This is a genomic window from Caulobacter sp. SSI4214 (genome assembly GCF_012184455.1).
In the GTDB taxonomy this organism is placed as follows: Bacteria; Pseudomonadota; Alphaproteobacteria; order Caulobacterales; family Caulobacteraceae; genus Caulobacter; species Caulobacter vibrioides_E.
Genome location: NZ_SZWJ01000020.1, coordinates 45,101 through 62,551 on the forward strand (window position 1 = coordinate 45,101; position 17,451 = coordinate 62,551).

The following is a 17,451-nucleotide window of genomic DNA, read 5'->3' on the forward strand; positions in this document are numbered from 1 at the left end:
GACGATCATCCGGCGCCTTTTTCATGTTCCGCTCAGCGCGCGCTGGGCCGGGGCCTCGACGCTACCGCTTGATCTGACCCGCCAAATATTTGCGGATGCCTTCACCATAAGGCGGACGCAGCGCCAGCATCGGCGCGATGTCCTTCTTCAGTTGCTGGAACACCGCCTTCTTGTGGCTGAATTCGAGGAAGCCGTCGTGGCCGTGATAGGCGCCCATGCCGGCCGGACCGATGCCGCCGAAGGGCAGCTCCTCCTGGGCGACGTGGAAGATGACGTCGTTGACCGTCACGCCGCCGCTGGTGGTGCGCGCCAGCACCCGATCCTTCTCGGCCTCGTCGGTCCCGAACCAGTAGAGCGCCAGCGGCCGCTCATGGGCGTTCACATAGTCGACGGCCTCGTCGACGGACTTGTAGGTCTTCACCGGCAGGACGGGTCCGAAGATCTCCTCCTGCATCACCTTCATATCGTCGGTGGGGTCCAGGATCAGGGTCGGGGCGATCTTGCGGTGCTCCTGCTGCGACAGGTCCTCGCCGGCCGGATTGATCTCGACGATGCGAGCGCCCTTGGCGCGAGCGTCATCGACATAGCCCTTCACGCGGTCGTAGTGGCGCTGGGCGACCACGGCGGTGTAGTCGGGATTGTCCTTGATGGTCGGGAAATAGCGGCCGACGGCGGCCTTGGCCTCCTCGATGAAGGTCTCGACCTGATCCTGGGGCGCGAACACATAGTCGGGCGCCAGGCAGATCTGGCCGGCGTTCAGGGTCTTGCCGTTCATGATCCGCGCCGCAGCCGTGGCCATGTCGGCGCCGCGCGACAGGATCACCGGACTCTTGCCGCCCAATTCCAGCGTCACCGGCACCAGGTTCTCGGCCGCCGCTCGCATCACGTGCTTGGCCACGGAGGTCGCCCCGGTGAAAACCAGGTGATCGAAGGCCAGGCCCGAGAAGGCTTGACCCACTTCGGGTCCACCGACGAAGACCGCGACCTCCTCCTCGGAAAAAGCCTTGGCGAACATCGCCTTGAGCAGGTCCGAGGTGGCGGGCGTGAACTCCGATGGCTTGATCATCGCCCGGTTTCCGGCCGCGAAGACGCCGGCGAGAGGGGCGAAGGTCAGGTTGACCGGAAAGTTCCACGGACTGATCACCCCGACCACGCCCTTGGGCTGGTACTGGATTTGAGCCTTCGCGCCGAACAGGCCCAGGATCGCCGGGGTCGTCTTGCGCTTCTCGGGCTTCATCCACTTGGCGAGGTTGTCGCGGGCGAACTTCAGCGGGCCGATCGACCCGGCCACGTCCGTCAGAGCCGTGGCGTCGGCCGAGCGCGCCCCGAAATCGGCGTTGACCGCCTTGGCGATCTCCGCCTGATGCCCGACAAGGAGGTCGATACAGCGGTTCAGCCAGTCGATCCGCTTCTCCGCGCTGGGCGGACCGTCGCGCAGGTGCGCGGCCTTTTGCCTCCGCAAGACGTCGTCCATGAGCGCCTTGTGAGCGTCCAAAGTCAGATTAACCGGTGCGTTCATGATCTGTCGCTCCTCCCGCGGCCCGCCCTGTCGGCGCGAGGCTCACCTTATCAGCGTTCACCATGCGCGAGACTAGGTCATCGCGCAAGCGAACGGCGTTCGTTCTTAACGGCTCGTAAGAACTCTAGGGCCTATGCTCGCGCTCCAAGTGATCGGCGTCGCCGCAGGGGGCCGCGTCGACCAGGGAAGAAGACATGTCGGACGTCGAAACCACGCTACGCGGTCCAGAAGCCTACAAGATCGCCTCGCGCGCTTTGGAACTGATGGAACGCCATCAGGTCTGGCCAACGGCATTGAACTTCGAGCTGTGGACGCACTATGTGGCCGATCCCGAGGGCGCCCTAGCCCGCGAACTGACCCGTCTGATTTCCCTCGGCGAACCGATGACCGAGCTGGTCTCCGAGGAACTGGCCGCCACCTATCTGCCCAAGGCCAGACTGAACCAGCAGATCCGCGACGCGGGCGACATCCTGTCCAAGGAACTGGAAGCCGTCTCCAAGGCTATCCAGAACGCCCAGAAGTCCAACGCGGCTTTCGGCAAGGAATTGGCCGGCGCCAGCAAGACCCTGGACAAGACCACCGACGTCGAAGCCATCAAGAACCTGGTCGGCGGCCTCGCCGAAGCCACCCGGCGCGTCGCCAAGGAAAACCGGTCGCTCGAAGCGCGCCTGGCCGAATCGACCTCGGAGGTCGAGCGCCTGCGCGAGCACCTCGAACAGGTCCGCCGCGACGCGACGACCGACGGCCTGACCAATCTGGCCAATCGCAAAGCGTTCGACGAAGAACTGGACCGCGCCTGCCAGGAGGCTGACGAAAGCGGCACGACGATCTGTTTGGCCGTGCTCGACATCGACCATTTCAAAGGCTTCAACGACACCTGGGGCCACCAGACCGGCGATCAGGTCATTCGCTATGTCGCGTCGGTCATCGGCCGCGTCGCCGCCCCGCCGCGCTTCGCGGCCCGCTACGGCGGCGAGGAGTTCGCGATGATCTTCCCGCGCGAAACCGCCAAGGCCGTCTCCAACACCCTCGAGGAAATTCGCGTCGAGGTTTCCTCTCGGATGCTCAAGCGTCGCTCGACCAACGAGGACCTGGGCGCGATCACCATCTCGTCGGGCTTCGCCGAGCGTAAGCCGGGCGAAAGCGGCCACTCGATCATGGAACGCGCCGACGCGGCGCTTTATGCCTCCAAGCGCGGCGGCCGCAACCGCGTCACCTCGGCCGAAACCTCGCCCGCATCGGCGAACGCCGCCTGACGCCATTCATCAAAAGACCGCCGAGCGCCGTCGATCGAAGGATCGGCGGCGTTTGCTTTTTAAAGATTCCGCTAGCCTTCCCAAGCGGCAAAGGCGCCTAGAGTCTCCCCAAAGAACTTAGGGAGCCCGCGTCATGACCGCCCATGGGGACTATCAAAAGATCCGCGTCTCGACCGAAGGCGGCGTCGCCACGGTCACCCTCGCCGATCCGGCGACGCTGAACGCCGCCAGCCTGGAGATCGCTCGCGAGCTGATCCACGCCTTCTCGTCGATCGCCGCCGGCAAGGTCGAGGCGCGCGCCGTCATCCTGACCGGCGAGGGCCGCGGCTTCTGCTCCGGCGCGAACCTGTCGGGCGGCGGCGCGGCCGGCCGCGAACTGGACGTCGACGGTAAGCCGGACGCCGGCTCGGCGCTGGAGAACACCTATAATCCGCTGATGACGCTGTTGCGGGACTTCCCGTTGCCGATCGTGACGGCGGTGAACGGTCCGGCGGCCGGCGTCGGCTGCTCGATCGCCCTGATGGGCGACATGATCGTGGCGGCCGAGAGCGCCTATTTCTTGCAGGCCTTCCGCCGCATCGGCCTCGTCCCCGACGGCGGCTCGACCTATCTGCTGCCGCGCCTGATCGGCAAGGCGCGAGCCATGGAAATGATGCTGTTGGGCGACAAGATTCCCGCCGCCACCGCTCTGCAATGGGGCCTCGTTAATCGCTGCGTTCCCGACGAAGAGCTGATCGGCGCGGCGACGGCGATCGCCCAGGAGCTGGCGCGGGGCCCGGCGGCGCTAGGCGCGATCCGCAAGCTCGTGTGGGACAGCCTGGACGCCGACTGGACCGGCCAGCTGCACGCCGAACGCAAGGCCCAGAAGTTCGCCGGCAAGACCGAGGACTTCCTCGAAGGCGTCAGCGCCTTCCTGCAGAAGCGCGCGGCGGCGTTCAAGGGACGGTAGCCGAAGCCTGCAAGGCCCTGAGCGCCGCCAGGGCCTCCGCCGCGCGCTCGGCTGGCACGAAGACATGGTCGTGGTTCAGCGCCGCGACCATGTTGCAGGCGATCCCGGCCTCGGCCAGCGCGGTCGCCACGGCGGCGGTCAGGCCGACGCCGTCGAGGGCGGAATAGACGTTCAGGGTGATCATCGCCATCGGCGCGTCGACGGAGAAGCCCGCTGACCTCGCCGCTTCGGCTTCCAGGATCAGGCTGACACCCTCGGCTTCGCGAAACATCGCCAACGGCTCCAAAGCCCACCAATCCCGATCACCGGCGGCGCAGAAGACATAGACTCCGTTCTTAAGCTCGGGCGTCATGCCGGCGACCATTTCCCGAGCGCCGCGAACGACTTGCATCAGTCTTTCGACGCCTGGAGATACGGCTTGTAGCTCTTCTCCTCGACGATCTCGGAGCCGGCGGCCTCGTTGATCGCGCGCTTGATCGCCGCGCGCTTGTCGTTGTCGATGTAGACGCGGCGGGCCAGGGCCACGAAGTCCGGGCCGAAGTCTTGGCGGCGCTCGCAGTCGCGCTTGCCGTCCTCGATGTCCCAGAGCGCGGCGTTGACGTCGGTCAGCTCGGCGGTCAGGCGGGCGATCTCCGCGGTATCGGGCAGGTGCTCGCGGGCCGTGGCTTCCAGCAGGGCCAGCTCCTTGCGGACATTGGCCTCCTTGGCCGGATCGCCGATCCGCTCGGCCTTCACCCGCAGGATGGTGATCTTGTCGACCAGTTCGCCCGCCGAGATCGGCGCGAGGATGGACATTCAGGACGCTCCGGACACCAACTTTTCGAGAGCCGCCCAGACCGCGTTGGTCGGCAGGGCGCCCATGCCGCTTCCGTAGTCCTCCGCGACCAGCATCTCAAGCCGCGCGGCGGCGGGGCGGAACTTCACGGCTTTGCGGCGGTCCTGTTGCAAGGAGAGCAAGGGCGCGCCGCCGGCGGCCAGCATGTGGCCAGGGCCGGCGTCATTGGCGACACCAGCCGCTAGACGTCCGGCCAGGGCGATGACCAGCAGCGGGCCCTTCACCGGCAGGCCGTCGGTGCGATTGCGTTCGGGCTGCGGCGCCTGCGGGACCTCGCGCGCGGCGATCGCCGCGTCCTCGGCCTCGTCGGGCCCGAAGAAGAACACCGGCGTCCAGCCCTTGGCGATGATCCGACGCGCCAAGTCGAGATAGTTCTCAAGCGGCCAGCGCTTGTCCTGACCGCCCGCGCCGGGCGCGAGGCCGACATAGGTCTGACCGGCCGGCAGCAGGATCTCGGCGGCCTTCAGGGCGTCGGGATGGGTCAGCGCCAGGGGCCTCGGCGCGCCCTGCCCGTCCGTGGCCAGCGCCAGCAGTCGCGCCAGGCGGTCAGTTACCGCCACTGGCCAATCTTGGCTCCGCGCCTGCCGCGCCGCCGATACGAAACGCCCCGCCGCGCCGCGCCGGGCGACGCCGCCGCGCCGCAGGTTCTCCTGGGTGTCGATGACGAGGTCGAACTTACGACCGCCAAACGGCCTGGACCAAGGCAGGCTGTCGAGCACGCTAGCGCCGTTCGCGCCCTCCAAGATCACCTCGTCGATATAGCCCTGGATCGCGCCCTTCAGCGGCCCCGCGTAGATGGTCTCGCCCTTGGCGGCGCACCAAGTGATCCGCGCATCGGGGAACGCCGCCCGCAAACCGGCGATGAAGGGCAGCTTGATCAGGCCGTCGCCGATCACCTCGCCCATCGAATAGATCAAAACCGTCTGGACCATGGCCGTGTGTCGCCGCCCGGCCGCGCCGGGTCAATGTTGATCACGAAAATGTAAGTGATTACTCACTTGCATTTCCAGAACACGGCGCGATGCTTGTCTCATGAGCGCCAAGTCCCGCATCGAACGCGCCGCCCTCGAAGCCTTCGTCGCCGACGGCGTCGACGCGACCACGACCAAGACGATCGCCGCCCGCGCGGGCGTCTCGGAGGGCGCGATCTATCGCCACTGGAAGAGCAAGGACGCGCTGGCCGTCGGCCTGTTCATGGATTGTCATCGGCGGCTCTCGCGACTGATCGAGGACGAAGCCGCCGCCGTCGACGGGATCAAGGCCAAGGCCATGGCGCTGGTGAAGGCCTATTGCGCGGTAGCCGACGAGGACTGGCTGCTGTTCTCGTTCCACCTTTTGCAGCTGAACCACTTCCTACCCTACTATCAGGAGGATGGTCGCGACCCCGTCACCTTGGTCGAAAACGTGATCAAGCGCGCCATGATCAATGCCGAGCTGCCGCCGGGCGACCCGCGCATACTGGCCGCCATGGCCATCGGCGTGATCACCCAGACCGCCCAAAACAAAGCTTATGGCCGCCTGGGCGACGACGCCCTCTCGGCTCATGCTTCGCTCATGACGGCGGCCGTCCAGGCCGTGCTCTTCGCTCGCTAGGATCGGACACAATGCGCAGCGCGCTGTTCAACGCCTATTACTGGGTCCTGTCGATCTTCTACGGCCTGTCGGCCGCCCTCGCCGCGCTGGCGCCGGGACGCGAGGCGGTGACCTTCACGCTGCGGCTCTACAGTCGCCGGATGCTCTGGGCGCTAGATCGCCTCGCGGGCGTGAAGGTCCAGCTGAAGGGCCAGGAGAACCTACCCGCCGGCCCGTGCATCATCGCCGCCAAGCATCATAGCTGGGGCGACGGCTTCGTGATGTTCGCTCACGTGGACAACCTCTCGTTCGTCACTGGCGATCACCTGGAGAAGTTCCCGTTGGTCGGCGCGATCCTTAAGAAGTTCGGCGCCATCGTCGTCGACAGCTGCGGCGGTCCGGAGGCGCGCGAAGCCCTGTCCAAGAGCGCGGCCCAGGTCGCGGCCGAGGGTCGGCGCATCCTGATCTATCCCGAAGGCCACCTGGCCGCGCCCGGCGAGCGGTTCCGCTACCGGACGGGCGTCTATCACATGAGCAAGGACTTCGGCCTGCCGGTCGTGCCAGTAGCGACGAACCTGGGGTGCTTCTGGCGGCAAACGGAAAAGCAAAAGACTCCCGGCGTGGCCACCGTCGCGTTCCTGCCGCCCCTGCCTCAGGGTCTTGAGAAGGAAGACTTCATGCGGCTGCTGGAGTCGGTGATCGAGACACGCACCAACGAACTGATCGCGGAGGCGCACGGCGCGCCCGCGCGGGAGTCGGTGCTGGTGGAATGGGATGGGCGGAAGAACGTGCCGATGGAAACGAAGGCCGTTACAGCGAAGCCTATCCCCTAGGGAGAAGGTTTCGCCCGGCTCAAACCTCGACCGGACACTCCGCCGGGATCGCCACGAACGTCCCCTCGGCCCGCCGCTTGCCGAAGTGGGTCTGGGCGCAGCCGCTTGAGCACAGCAGGCCGGTATCCGACCAATAGAGCGGCGCCTCGTCCTCGTGCTTGAAGCTCGGCGCGCCCCACGGCAGACCGCATTCGACGCAGGCGGGGGTTCTCGCGAGCATCAGTCCTGAACCTCGGCCGCCGGCTGGATCGTCACGCTCTCGCCGCAGCCGCAGGCGTCGGTTTCGTTGGGATTGTGGAACACGAACTTCGAGGACAGCTTGGTCACCTCGTAGTCGATCTCGGTGCCGATCAGGAACAGCACCGCCTTCGGCTCGATCAGGATGGTGACGCCCTTGTCCTCGACGACCTCGTCGATCGGCCCCTTCTCCTCAGCGTATTCGAACACGTACTCCTGGCCGGCGCAGCCGCCGTTCTTCACGCCCACGCGCAGGCCCACGTAAGGCTTGTCGGCCTTGGCCATGATCTCCTTGACGCGCGCGGCCGCGGCGTCGGTCAGGGTGACGACCTTCGGGCGCGGGCGGCGGGGACGGGGCGAGACGGCGGCTTCCATGGCGTTCGAACCGATCAGAACATATTCAACTGCAGCTTGGCCTCGTCGCTCATGCGCGAGGCGTCCCACGGCGGATCGAAGACGAGGTCGACGGCGCAGGACTTCAGGCCCGGGATCTCCATGACGGCATCCTTGACCCAGCCGGGCATCTCGCCGGCCACCGGGCAGCCCGGAGCGGTCAGGGTCATCTCGATGGCCACGTCCCTGTCGTCCGAGACGTCGACCTTGTAGATCAAGCCCAGCTCATAGATGTCGACCGGGATTTCCGGGTCGTAGACCGTCTTCAGCTTCTCGATCAGCTGGTCGGTCAGCCGGTTCAGCTCGTCTTGCGAGAGGGCCGAAGCGGGTTCGGGAGCGGCGGCGGCGTCGGTCATGAAGCGGCTCAACTGAAGAAACTGCGGGCCTTGGCCAGCGCGTCCACGAACGCGTCAGCCTCGGCCTCGGTGTTATATAGGGCGAACGAGGCGCGGGCGCTCGAGGTGACCCCGAAACGGCGCATCAAGGGCTCGGCGCAGTGGGTCCCGGCGCGCACGGCGACGCCGTAGCGGTCCAGCACCTGGGCGATATCGTGGGCGTGGGCGCCCTCCACCGTGAAGGACAGCACCGCGCCCTTGCCGGGAGCCTCGCCAAGGATCCGCACGCCGTTGACGCCGCGCAGGCGCTCGGCGACGCGTTCGTAGAGGGCGTGCTCGTGGGCGAAGATCGCGTCGCGGTCCAGGCCGTTCAGCCACTCGATCGCCGCGCCCAGGCCCACGGCCTCCAGGATCGCGGGGGTGCCGGCCTCGAAGCGGTGCGGCGGGTCGGCATAGGTGATCTTGTCGAGCGAAACCGAGCCGATCATCTCGCCGCCGCCCTGGTACGGCGGCAGGGCCGCCAGGCGCTCGGCCTTGCCATAGAGCACGCCGATGCCGGTCGGGCCGTACAGCTTGTGGCCGGAGAAGACGTAGAAATCGACGTCCAGGGCTTTGACGTCGACCTTGGCGTGAACCACGCCCTGGCAGCCGTCCAGCAGCACCGGCGCGCCGGCCGCGTGGGCCAGGCGGACGATCTCGGCCACGTCGTTGACCGTGCCAAGCACGTTCGACATGTGGGTGACGGCGACCATCTTGGTCTTGTCCGACAACAGGCCCTTGTAGGCCTCCATGTCGAGACACCCGTCGTCCAGCACCGGGATGAACTTCAGGACCACGCCCTTGCGCTCGCGCAGGAAGTGCCACGGCACGATGTTGGCGTGGTGCTCCATCTCCGAGAGCACGATCTCGTCGCCGGCGTTCAGGCCTAGGCCGAACGAGCTGGCGACTAGGTTCACCGCCTCGGTCGCGCTCTTGGTCCAGACGATTTCGTCGCGGTCGGCGTTGATGAAGCGCGCCACGGTTTCCCGAGCTTTTTCATAGGCTTCGGTCGTTTCGTTGGCCAGCGTGTGCAGGCCGCGATGGACGTTGGCGTAGGAGGTCCGCGCCAGGCCCATCATCGCGTCCAACACCGCGTCGGGCTTCTGGGCGCTGGCGGCGCTGTCGAGATAGATCAACGGCTTGCCGTGGACTTCTCGCGCCAGGATCGGGAACTGAGCGCGGATCGCGGCGACGTCCAAGCCCCTTCCCCCTTGCGTGGAAGGGGTTGGGGATGGGGGTGTCAGCGCGGCGCTGGTCATGCCTCGCTCCCCAGCTTGCGGGCGACCCAGGCGGCGGCGACGTCGCGCGCGCCCTCGTGTTCGATCCGCTCGATCACCTCGCCGACGAAGGCCACGGTCAGCATGGCCTTGGCCTCGGCCTCGGGGATGCCGCGCTGCTCGGCATAGAACAGAACCTCGTCGTCCAGGGCGCCGATCGTGTTGCCGTGGGCGCAGGAGACGTCGTCGGCGAAGATCAGCAGCTCCGGCTTGGCGTCGATCTCGGCCTTGTCGGACAGGATGAGCGCGTGATGGCCCATCCGCGCGTCGGTCTGGTCGGCGCCCTTCTCGACGACGATCCGCCCTTGGAAGACGCCGCGCGCCTGGTCGGTGACCATGCCCTTGGTCAGCTGGCTGGTGACGCCGTCGAGGCCGCCATGGGTCACGACGCTGGTCAGGTCGGCGTGGCGCTGGGCGTCCAGCAGATAGGCCCCGTCCAGGCGAACCTCGGCGTGCGCGCCGGGGTGGCGGACGCGGGTCTCGATCCGCTGGCGGCGCGCGCCTGAAGTCAGGACCGTCTGGGCGAACCTGGAGCCGGGGGCCAGAGCGACCTCGGCGGTGACGACGTTGACCGCCTCGGCCTCGTCATCGACCAGCACGATCCGCTCCAGCGAAGCGCCCTCGCCCACGGCGATGTCGAGCGCGACGTCGGAGACATAGCCGGCGGCGCGACCTTCGTGGCTTTCGAGCAGGACGAGGCTCTCGCCAGGCTCCACGACCAGGGCGTGGCTGGCGCCCTGCGAGGCCTTGTCGGCCAGGGCGACGAAGCGCAGGGCCACGACGCCCGAAGCGGCGTCGGAGCCCGCCACGCGCCGACCGTTGACGAACACGGTCTCGGCGTCGGCCTGACCCGCGAACGGACCGGCCGGAACATCACCGTCATGGGCCGGCGCGACCGGCGGCAGCGTCTTCAAGAGGCCCCGCAGGTCGGTCCAGCGCCAGTCCTCATCGCGCCGCGACGGCAGCGCCGAGAGGTCGCCGGTCTTGAGGGCGGTCGAAAGGGTCAAGCCGCCGCTCCCACGATGCGGTCGTAGCCTTCGGCTTCCAGCCGCAGGGCCAGTTCCGGACCACCCGAGGCGACGATGCGGCCGGCGGCCAGCACGTGCACCTTGTCGGGTTTGATGTGGTCCAAGAGGCGCTGGTAGTGGGTGATGACCAGCATCCCACGCTCGGGCGAGCGCAGGGCGTTGACGCCTTCAGAGACGATCTTCAGGGCGTCGATGTCGAGGCCGCTGTCGGTCTCGTCGAGGATGAGGAACTTCGGCGAAAGCATAGACATCTGGAAGATTTCCATCCGCTTCTTCTCGCCGCCCGAGAAGCCGACGTTCAGGCCGCGCTTGAGCATCTCGAAGTCGATCTTCAGCGCCGCGGCCTTTTCCTTGGCCAGCTTCAGGAAGGCCGGGGCGGCGATCTCGTCCTCGCCGCGCGCGCGGCGCTGGGCGTTGAGGGCGGTGCGGATGAAGGTCAGGGCCGGAACGCCCGGAATTTCCAGGGGATATTGGAACGACAGGAACAGGCCCTTGGCCGCTCGCTCGTTCGGCTCCAGCGCCAGCAGGTCCTCGCCGTTGAGCGTCGCCGCCCCTTCCGTGACCTCATAGCCGTCGCGGCCGGTCAGCACGTAGGACAAGGTCGACTTGCCGGCGCCATTCGGGCCCATGATCGCGTGGACCTCGCCGGCCGGTACGTCCAGCGTGACGCCCTTCAGGATCGGCTTGTCCTCGACGCGGGCGTGAAGGTTCTGGATCTTAAGCATGGATCTTCTTCTACGGTATGAACCGGCGATCCAACCTGTCGAACGCCGCCTCGGACGAACGATTCAGGCCAGACGACTGCGGAGCGGAACTTTCGGAATCGAGCTCTGGGATTTCGATGCCGGCGAACCAAACGTCATGCATCGCGACGAGGAATTCCCTATCTGCGACGGGCAATCCCGAGACGTCACCGATAACACTATCGATAGTGCACTCCGGGCACAGAGCGGTGTGTTCTTCGGCTAGAAAGCGGCTGACATTCGCGGCTGGATAGCTCAAGCAGCAGTAGAAACAGCCGCAAACATTGCTTGCGCCAATCGCTTCGCGATTGCTCGTTGCATGCCTGTGCGCTGCTCGGAGGTCGAACTTCACCCCACGCTCCCTTCCAGGCTGATCGCCACGAGCTTCTGAGCCTCTACAGCGAATTCCATGGGCAGTTGCTGCAGCACGTCCTTGACGAAGCCGTTGACCAGCAGGGCCACGGCTTCCTCCTGCGAAAGGCCGCGCTGCTGGCAGTAGAACAGCTGGTCATCGGACAGGCGCGTGGTGGTGGCCTCGTGCTCTAACACCGACTGGCCGTTGCGGGCCTCGATGTAGGGCACGGTGTGAGCCGCGCAGTCCTTGCCGATCAGCAGGCTGTCGCACTGGGTGAAGTTGCGCGCGCCCTTGGCCTTGGGGTGGGCCGAGACCAGGCCGCGATAGGTCGAGGTCGACTTGCCGGCGCTGATGCCCTTGGCGACGATCCGTGAGCGGGTGTTGGCGCCCAGGTGGATCATCTTGGTGCCGGTGTCGGCCTGCTGGTGGCCGTTGGTCACGGCGATCGAATAGAACTCGCCCGAGCTGCCCTCGCCGCGTAGCACGCAGGACGGATACTTCCAGGTGATGGCCGAGCCGGTCTCGACCTGGGTCCACGACACCTTGGAGCGATCGCCGCGGCAGTCGGCGCGCTTGGTCACGAAGTTATAGATGCCGCCCTTGCCAGTCTCCGGATCGCCCGGGTACCAGTTCTGGACGGTCGAGTATTTGATCTCGGCGTCGTCCAGCAGGACCAGCTCGACCACCGCCGCGTGCAGCTGGTTCTCGTCGCGCATCGGCGCCGTGCAGCCTTCCAGGTACGAGACGTAGGCGCCCTTGTCGGCGATGATCAGGGTGCGCTCGAACTGGCCGGAATCCTTGGCGTTGATCCGGAAGTAGGTCGACAGCTCCATCGGGCAGCGCACGCCCGGCGGGACGTAGACGAAACTGCCGTCCGAGAAGACCGCGCTGTTGAGACAAGCGAAATAGTTGTCCGAGGTCGGCACCACGCTGCCCAGATACTGGCGGACCAGTTCGGGATGCTCGCGGATCGCCTCGCTCATCGAGCAGAAGATGACGCCGGCCTGGGCCAGCTCCTTCTTGAAGGTCGTCACGACGCTGACGCTGTCGAACACGGCGTCGACGGCGTAGCGCGGCGCGCCCTCGACGCCGGCCAGAACCGCCTGCTCCTTCAAGGGGATGCCGAGCTTTTCGTAGACGGCCAGCAGCTCCGGATCGACCTCGTCCAGACTCTTGGGCCCCTCCTTGGTCTTGGGCGCAGCGTAGTAATACGCATCCTGGTAGTCGATCGGCGGATAGCTGACCTTGGCCCAGTCGGGCTCGTCCATCGCCAGCCAGCGGCGATAGGCGTCAAGCCGCCATTCCAGCATCCATTCCGGCTCGTCCTTCTTGGCCGAGATGAAGCGCACGATGTCCTCGGAGAGGCCCTTGGGGGCAAACTCCTGGTCGATTTCGGTCGTAAAGCCGTGCTCGTACTTCTCGAGCGCGGCGACGGTTTCGACAGTTTCTTTGACCGCGGCCACTAAGCCACCTCCCGGCGCCGGGCGCCGATACGCTTCCAGGCGGCGAGCCAGGCGTCGCCGCACTTGATCCAATCGTCTTCCGTGCTCGCCCAACCGCCGCTGACACGCAGGGCGAACGGGGCGAGATCAGCCCGGCCCATGGCTTCCACCACGCGGCTGGCCTTGACCTTGCCCGACGAGCAGGCGCTGCCGGCGCTGACCATGACGCCGGCCAGATCCATGTTCATGACCTGGACCTCGGAGCCAAAGCCCTCGCCGGCGAAACACAGGGTTTGCGGCAGGCGATCGGCGCCTTCGCCAAGCACGACCGCGCCAGCCGCCTTCAGCCGCTCGGCCAGGGCGTCGCGCCATTGGGCCTGTTCGGCCATCGAGGCAAGGCCTTCCCGCGCCGCCTTGGCCGCCGCGCCGAAGGCGGCGATCCCGGCGACGTTCTCGGTGCCGGCCCGGCGGCCGCGCTCTTGACCGCCGCCGTGCAGGCGGCGGGTGACGGTGGCGCGGGTTCCGGCGACCAGCGCGCCCACGCCCTGCGGTCCGCCCAGCTTGTGCGCCGAAAGCGCCATGGTGTCGGCGCCGAGGCCGGAGAAGTCGATGGCGATCTTGCCGGCGGCCTGGACGGCGTCGACATGCAACCAGCCATCGTGGGCGCGCACCAGGGCAGAGGCCTTATCCACAGGCTGGATGACGCCGGTCTCGTTGTTGGCCAGCATCAGACAGACGAGGGTCTTGCCCGGCTTTTCAAGCGCTTGCGCCAGCCAGTCGAGATCGGCGATGCCGCGCTTATCCACAGGCAGAATGTCGACCGGCGGGCCCGATACCTTGGCCGTCTCGGTCACCGCGTCGTGCTCGATCGCGGAGATGATGATCCGCTCGACGCCCGCGGCCTTGGCGCTCTCGATGGCCAGGGCGTTGGCCTCGGTGCCGCCGCTGACGAAGGTGATCGAGCCGGCCGGCACGCCGACCAAGGCGGCGACCTCGGCGCGGGCGCGCTCGACGAGGTCGCGGGCGGCGCGGCCGGCGGCGTGGACCGACGAGGGATTGGCCGGGCTCTCGAGGGCGCGCAGCAGCGCGTCCTTCGCCTCCGGCCGCAGGGGCGCCGTGGCGTTGTAGTCGAGATAGACCGATGTGCGGGAGGCGTTCACTCGGCCGCGATCTCCATCGGGCGCGCTGGACGCAGTTCGCCCGCCAGCACGTCGGCCACCGAGACGCTGGCCAGGTAGCCGTGGATCTGCCGGCCCATCTCTTCCCAGAGATTATGCGTCATGCAGCGCTCGCCGCCGGCCATGCAGCCCTTGGCCTGGCCCTTGGTGAAGTTGCAGCGGGTGGCCCGCAGCGGCTCGTCGACCGCCAACACGATGTCGGCGATGAAGGTCTCGGCGGAGGCCTTGGCGAGTCGGTAGCCGCCGCCCGGGCCGCGCGCGCTGATCACCAGCCCCTTGCGGCGCAGGCGGGCGAAAAGCTGTTCGAGATAGGAAAGCGAAATCTGCTGGCGCGCGGCGATCTCGGCCAGGGCCACGGCGCGGCCCTCGCTTTCGTCCTGGCGCTTGGCCAGGTCGGTCATCGCCATGACCGCGTATCGCCCCTTGGTGCTCAGGCGCATCGCCTTACCCCTTGCAGATTCCGCGCGCATCGGCTTTTGCGTGTGCTACAAGCCGCGACTTCGCGCGCGGGCTCGGTGGCCCGCTACGCGTTGGCGATTTAGGAAGACCAAGCGCGGCGGTCAAGTATTCCGAGTCTCAAAAAGGCCGGACGCGGACCGTCGCCAGCGGAAGGGGACCACATGCCTGATGTGATTTTGACCGGCGCGTCCGGGCGGATCGAGGGTCGCTATTCTCCGGGCAAGACCGAAACGGCGCCCATCGCGCTGATCCTGCACCCGCATCCCAAGGCCGGCGGTCACATGAACCACCCGGTGTCGGTTCAGCTGTATCACCTGTTCATGAAGCGCGGCTTCGCGACTCTGCGCTTCAACTTCCGCGGCGTCGGCCGCAGCCAGGGCGAGTTCGACGCCGGCATCGGCGAACTGGCCGACGCCGCCACCGCGCTGGACTGGCTGCAGACCTCGAATCCGGCCGCCAGCCAGACCTGGGTCGCCGGCTTCGATTTCGGCGCCTATATCGGGATGCAACTGCTGATGCGCCGACCCGAGACGGACGGCTTTATCTCGGTGTCGCCGCCGACCAATATGTACGACTTCAGCTTCCTGGCCCCCTGCCCGGCCTCGGGCCTGTTCCTGACCGGCTCGGCCGACACCATCACCCCGCCGGTCGAGGTGGAGCGCGTGGTCACCAAGCTGCGCACCCAGAAGGGCATCACGATCGACTACGAGGTCATCGACAAGGCCACCCACTTTTGGGCCGAGCACCTGCCCAGCGTCGAGAAAAGCGTCAGCGACTATCTCGACAAGCGCTTGGCGGAAAATCCGATCTAGACAGCTGGGCAAGGCCTCCTTTCGGGAGGCCTTTTCCATAAGGCGGTGCGACGTTGCGTCACTGGCGTGACGGCGCCGCTGGCGTAACACTGGTCACGAACCTATTTTTCATCAATTGATGAATATCAAGGGCGCGTGATGCATTACGACATCGTCATCGTCGGCGGGGGCGCCGGCGGGCTGGAACTGGCGTCGCGGCTGGGCCGTCGCCTAGGAGGCCGACGCATTGCATCCCATGGGGGCAAGCGCAGGGTGCTCCTGATCGATCGCTCCAGCTTTCACATCTGGAAGCCGACCCTGCACGAGGTGGCGGCCGGCACTTTGGACGTCCATCAGGAGGGCGTGTCGTATTCTATCCTGGGCCGATCGAATGGCTTCAACTTCCTGCTCGGCGAGCTCGCGACCTTCGATCCAGGCGCCAAGCGTCTGACCCTGAAGGCGATCACCGACCAGGGCGGCCAGGTCCTGGCGCCCGAGCGGACCATCACCTTCACCTATGGCGTGCTGGCGATCGGCTCGGGTTCGAACCTGTTCGGTACGCCCGGCGCGGAGCAAGCCTATCTGCTGGAGCGCACCGAAGACGCCGAGGTTTTCCACGCGCGGCTGCTGGCCGCCTTCACCAGGGCTTCGTTCTCGGCCGACAAGATCATGCGCGTGGCCATTGTCGGCGGCGGCGCCACGGGCGTCGAACTCTCGGCCGAACTGATCGAGGCGCACCGGGAGTTATTGGGCAGCCTTGGCGACGAGCAACGCTTCCGGCTGGACATCACGGTGGTCGAGGCCGCTGAGCGAATTTTGGGCGGCCTGCCCCCGGAGATCGCCGACAAAGCCAAGCTCGCGCTTGAGCGCAAGGGCGTGGCGGTGAAGACGGACGCCAAGGTGCTCGCCGTCCACGCCGACCGGCTGGAGACCAGCCGGGGCGACGTCCTCGCCGACCTGATCGTCTGGGCGGCGGGCGTCAAGGCGGCCGAGGCGAATCGAGGCTTCGGCCTGGAGACCAATCGCGGCAACCAGTTCGTGGTCAATGATCGGCTTGAGACCTCCTCGCCCGACATCTGGGCTCTGGGCGATTGCGCGGCGGCGCCCTGGAAGGACGGTAAGACCGTTCCCGCCCGCGCCCAGGCCGCGCACCAGCAGGCCAGCTATCTGGAACGGGTCCTGATCGCGCGACTGCGCCAAGGTCATGTCCAGACGCCGTTCGTCTATCGCGACTTCGGCTCTCTGGTGTCGCTGGGCGATAACAAGGGCGTGGGCGCGCTGATGGGCGGTCTGGGCGGGCCGAACTTCTTCATCGAGGGTTTGTTGGCCAAGTGGGCCTATATGTCGCTGCACCTCGACCACCACCGGGCGATCCTGGGCGTCGGCCGCACGGCGACCCTGGCCATCGCGCGGCTGCTGCAACAGCGCGTGTCGGGACGGTTGAAGCTGCACTAACTGCCCCCAGCTCCTAGAGCCTTATCCGCTCGAATGGAATCATTCGAGCGGAAAAATAAGGCTCTAAATCAAACATTCAGAGCGTGATAACCGCCGAAACCGCTCACACTTTCGGCTATCACGCTCTAGGGCGAGATCCATTAAGGCTGAACGATCCGCCCGCCTGTCATCGGCGCCTTCACGCCCGTGGTGCCGGGGAAGCTGATCGGCAAGCCCTTCGCCGTCCGGGCGGCCAGATAGGCGAAGGCCTCGGCCTCTATGCTGTCGCCGCGCCAGCCGTGCGCCTCGGCCGTGTCGACCGGGACCGGCGCCCGCTCGGCCAAGGTCCGCATGATCATCGGGTTGTGTCGCCCGCCGCCGCAGACGATCAAGGCGCTGGGCGTCTCGCCGCCGTGCGAGAAGGCGCGGAACACGCCCTCCGCCGTGAAGGCGACCAGGGTCGCCGCCGCGTCCTCCGGCGACAGATGGGCCACCGGGTCCAGCGAGAAGTCGTAGCGGTCGAGCGACTTGGGAACCGGCGCGTCGAAATAGGGGCTCGCCAGCAGGGCCTTCAGCGCCGCCTCGTCGACGCGCCCGGCGGCGGCCAGCCGGCCATCCTCGTCGAAACGCCCCAGCCCCCGCCCCTGCAGCATCAGGTCGATCATGCCGTTGCCGGGACCGGTGTCGAAGGCCAAGAGTTCGCCGCCCGAGCCGATCAGGGTGATGTTGGCCACCCCGCCCACGTTCAGCGCCGCGACCGGCGCGGCTAGGCCCGA

Annotated in this window: 21 protein-coding genes; 6 read left to right on the forward strand and 15 right to left on the reverse strand. The window is 66.9% G+C overall.

The features are described 5' to 3' along the window. Positions 1-61: 61 nt before the first annotated feature. Positions 62-1,519 (reverse strand): coniferyl aldehyde dehydrogenase, encoded by a 1,458-nt coding sequence (locus FCU40_RS08475; protein WP_168074334.1) that lies wholly within the window; start codon positions 1,517-1,519, stop codon positions 62-64. A 194-nt stretch (positions 1,520-1,713) separates the two neighbouring features. Here FCU40_RS08475 and FCU40_RS08480 point away from each other — a divergent pair, with 194 nt between their 5' ends. Continuing rightward, positions 1,714-2,775 (forward strand): GGDEF domain-containing protein, encoded by a 1,062-nt coding sequence (locus tag FCU40_RS08480; RefSeq protein ID WP_168074345.1) that lies wholly within the window; start codon positions 1,714-1,716, stop codon positions 2,773-2,775. Between the two features lie 133 nt (positions 2,776-2,908). Next, positions 2,909-3,724, forward strand: coding sequence for an enoyl-CoA hydratase/isomerase (locus FCU40_RS08485; protein ID WP_168074347.1), 816 nt, complete (start codon positions 2,909-2,911; stop codon positions 3,722-3,724). Here the strand turns inward: FCU40_RS08485 and FCU40_RS08490 are convergent. The 3 genes from FCU40_RS08490 to FCU40_RS08500 are packed head-to-tail and all read right to left on the reverse strand — an operon-like array spanning position 3,711 to position 5,491. Next, the gene (locus tag FCU40_RS08490; RefSeq protein WP_168074368.1) at positions 3,711-4,118 is read right to left on the reverse strand and encodes an ACT domain-containing protein; all 408 of its coding nucleotides are present in this window, start codon (positions 4,116-4,118) and stop codon (positions 3,711-3,713) included. The two genes, FCU40_RS08485 and FCU40_RS08490, sit on opposite strands and share 14 nt — an antisense overlap. Further along, entirely contained in the window at positions 4,115-4,519 is a 405-nt protein-coding gene (locus FCU40_RS08495; RefSeq protein ID WP_168074349.1) for a DUF6165 family protein, read from the reverse strand. Before FCU40_RS08495 ends, FCU40_RS08490 begins: the two co-directional genes overlap by 4 nt. Continuing rightward, positions 4,520-5,491, reverse strand: coding sequence for a glycosyltransferase family 9 protein (locus FCU40_RS08500; RefSeq protein WP_168074351.1), 972 nt, complete (start codon positions 5,489-5,491; stop codon positions 4,520-4,522). A 100-nt stretch (positions 5,492-5,591) separates the two neighbouring features. Here FCU40_RS08500 and FCU40_RS08505 point away from each other — a divergent pair, with 100 nt between their 5' ends. Both FCU40_RS08505 and FCU40_RS08510 read left to right on the forward strand, forming a co-directional pair. Further along, the gene (locus tag FCU40_RS08505) at positions 5,592-6,152 is read left to right on the forward strand and encodes a TetR/AcrR family transcriptional regulator (protein ID WP_168074353.1); all 561 of its coding nucleotides are present in this window, start codon (positions 5,592-5,594) and stop codon (positions 6,150-6,152) included. An 11-nt stretch (positions 6,153-6,163) separates the two neighbouring features. Then, the gene (locus FCU40_RS08510; RefSeq protein ID WP_168074355.1) at positions 6,164-6,964 is read left to right on the forward strand and encodes a lysophospholipid acyltransferase family protein; all 801 of its coding nucleotides are present in this window, start codon (positions 6,164-6,166) and stop codon (positions 6,962-6,964) included. A 19-nt stretch (positions 6,965-6,983) separates the two neighbouring features. Here FCU40_RS08510 and FCU40_RS08515 read toward each other — a convergent pair whose 3' ends face one another. The 10 genes from FCU40_RS08515 to FCU40_RS08560 are packed head-to-tail and all read right to left on the reverse strand — an operon-like array spanning position 6,984 to position 14,431. Beyond that, entirely contained in the window at positions 6,984-7,184 is a 201-nt protein-coding gene (locus tag FCU40_RS08515; protein ID WP_168074357.1) for a hypothetical protein, read from the reverse strand. Continuing rightward, complete coding sequence (locus FCU40_RS08520; RefSeq protein ID WP_168074359.1) at positions 7,184-7,576, reverse strand: iron-sulfur cluster assembly accessory protein; 393 nt, start codon at positions 7,574-7,576, stop codon at positions 7,184-7,186. Before FCU40_RS08520 ends, FCU40_RS08515 begins: the two co-directional genes overlap by 1 nt. A 14-nt stretch (positions 7,577-7,590) precedes the next feature. Then, a complete protein-coding gene (locus FCU40_RS08525; protein ID WP_004615274.1) occupies positions 7,591-7,950 on the reverse strand; it encodes an SUF system Fe-S cluster assembly protein in 360 nt (119 codons plus the stop codon). An 8-nt stretch (positions 7,951-7,958) separates the two neighbouring features. After that, positions 7,959-9,227: a cysteine desulfurase gene (locus FCU40_RS08530; protein WP_241693573.1), complete on the reverse strand. Its 1,269-nt coding sequence runs from the start codon at positions 9,225-9,227 to the stop codon at positions 7,959-7,961. Further along, positions 9,224-10,252, reverse strand: coding sequence for a Fe-S cluster assembly protein SufD (gene sufD / locus FCU40_RS08535; RefSeq protein WP_168074363.1), 1,029 nt, complete (start codon positions 10,250-10,252; stop codon positions 9,224-9,226). The genes FCU40_RS08530 and sufD overlap by 4 nt, the downstream gene beginning before the upstream one ends. Then, a complete protein-coding gene (gene sufC, locus FCU40_RS08540; RefSeq protein ID WP_168074364.1) occupies positions 10,249-10,998 on the reverse strand; it encodes a Fe-S cluster assembly ATPase SufC in 750 nt (249 codons plus the stop codon). Before sufC ends, sufD begins: the two co-directional genes overlap by 4 nt. A gap of 10 nt (positions 10,999-11,008) precedes the next feature. Beyond that, complete coding sequence (locus FCU40_RS23090; RefSeq protein ID WP_175582066.1) at positions 11,009-11,368, reverse strand: hypothetical protein; 360 nt, start codon at positions 11,366-11,368, stop codon at positions 11,009-11,011. Continuing rightward, positions 11,365-12,834 carry a Fe-S cluster assembly protein SufB gene (sufB, locus tag FCU40_RS08550; RefSeq protein WP_168074365.1) on the reverse strand — a complete coding sequence of 490 codons (1,470 nt, stop codon included), beginning with the start codon at positions 12,832-12,834 and terminating at the stop codon, positions 11,365-11,367. Before sufB ends, FCU40_RS23090 begins: the two co-directional genes overlap by 4 nt. Next, positions 12,834-13,973: a cysteine desulfurase family protein gene (locus tag FCU40_RS08555; protein WP_168074366.1), complete on the reverse strand. Its 1,140-nt coding sequence runs from the start codon at positions 13,971-13,973 to the stop codon at positions 12,834-12,836. Before FCU40_RS08555 ends, sufB begins: the two co-directional genes overlap by 1 nt. Beyond that, positions 13,970-14,431: an Rrf2 family transcriptional regulator gene (locus tag FCU40_RS08560; RefSeq protein WP_004615266.1), complete on the reverse strand. Its 462-nt coding sequence runs from the start codon at positions 14,429-14,431 to the stop codon at positions 13,970-13,972. Before FCU40_RS08560 ends, FCU40_RS08555 begins: the two co-directional genes overlap by 4 nt. A gap of 180 nt (positions 14,432-14,611) precedes the next feature. Here FCU40_RS08560 and FCU40_RS08565 point away from each other — a divergent pair, with 180 nt between their 5' ends. Then, positions 14,612-15,262 (forward strand): alpha/beta hydrolase, encoded by a 651-nt coding sequence (locus FCU40_RS08565; RefSeq protein WP_004615265.1) that lies wholly within the window; start codon positions 14,612-14,614, stop codon positions 15,260-15,262. A gap of 138 nt (positions 15,263-15,400) precedes the next feature. Beyond that, complete coding sequence (locus FCU40_RS08570) at positions 15,401-16,696, forward strand: FAD-dependent oxidoreductase (RefSeq protein WP_168074367.1); 1,296 nt, start codon at positions 15,401-15,403, stop codon at positions 16,694-16,696. Positions 16,697-16,836: 140 nt separating this feature from the next. Here the strand turns inward: FCU40_RS08570 and FCU40_RS08575 are convergent. Next, on the reverse strand, positions 16,837-17,451 hold a 615-nt coding region (locus FCU40_RS08575), incomplete at its 5' end, for an anhydro-N-acetylmuramic acid kinase (protein ID WP_175582067.1).

Bases quoted from the DNA above. Each gene is read 5' to 3' on its own strand.
- FCU40_RS08475 (WP_168074334.1), bottom strand. From the start codon at position 1,519: ATGAACGCACCGGTTAATCTGACTTTGGACGCTCACAAGGCGCTCATG.
- FCU40_RS08480 (WP_168074345.1), top strand. From the start codon at position 1,714: ATGTCGGACGTCGAAACCACGCTACGCGGTCCAGAAGCCTACAAGATC.
- FCU40_RS08485 (WP_168074347.1), top strand. From the start codon at position 2,909: ATGACCGCCCATGGGGACTATCAAAAGATCCGCGTCTCGACCGAAGGC.
- FCU40_RS08495 (WP_168074349.1), bottom strand. From the start codon at position 4,519: ATGTCCATCCTCGCGCCGATCTCGGCGGGCGAACTGGTCGACAAGATC.
- FCU40_RS08500 (WP_168074351.1), bottom strand. From the start codon at position 5,491: ATGGTCCAGACGGTTTTGATCTATTCGATGGGCGAGGTGATCGGCGAC.
- FCU40_RS08505 (WP_168074353.1), top strand. From the start codon at position 5,592: ATGAGCGCCAAGTCCCGCATCGAACGCGCCGCCCTCGAAGCCTTCGTC.
- FCU40_RS08510 (WP_168074355.1), top strand. From the start codon at position 6,164: ATGCGCAGCGCGCTGTTCAACGCCTATTACTGGGTCCTGTCGATCTTC.
- FCU40_RS08515 (WP_168074357.1), bottom strand. From the start codon at position 7,184: ATGCTCGCGAGAACCCCCGCCTGCGTCGAATGCGGTCTGCCGTGGGGC.
- FCU40_RS08520 (WP_168074359.1), bottom strand. From the start codon at position 7,576: ATGGAAGCCGCCGTCTCGCCCCGTCCCCGCCGCCCGCGCCCGAAGGTC.
- FCU40_RS08525 (WP_004615274.1), bottom strand. From the start codon at position 7,950: ATGACCGACGCCGCCGCCGCTCCCGAACCCGCTTCGGCCCTCTCGCAA.
- FCU40_RS08530 (WP_241693573.1), bottom strand. From the start codon at position 9,227: ATGACCAGCGCCGCGCTGACACCCCCATCCCCAACCCCTTCCACGCAA.
- sufC (WP_168074364.1), bottom strand. From the start codon at position 10,998: ATGCTTAAGATCCAGAACCTTCACGCCCGCGTCGAGGACAAGCCGATC.
- FCU40_RS08560 (WP_004615266.1), bottom strand. From the start codon at position 14,431: ATGCGCCTGAGCACCAAGGGGCGATACGCGGTCATGGCGATGACCGAC.
- FCU40_RS08565 (WP_004615265.1), top strand. From the start codon at position 14,612: ATGCCTGATGTGATTTTGACCGGCGCGTCCGGGCGGATCGAGGGTCGC.
- FCU40_RS08570 (WP_168074367.1), top strand. From the start codon at position 15,401: ATGCATTACGACATCGTCATCGTCGGCGGGGGCGCCGGCGGGCTGGAA.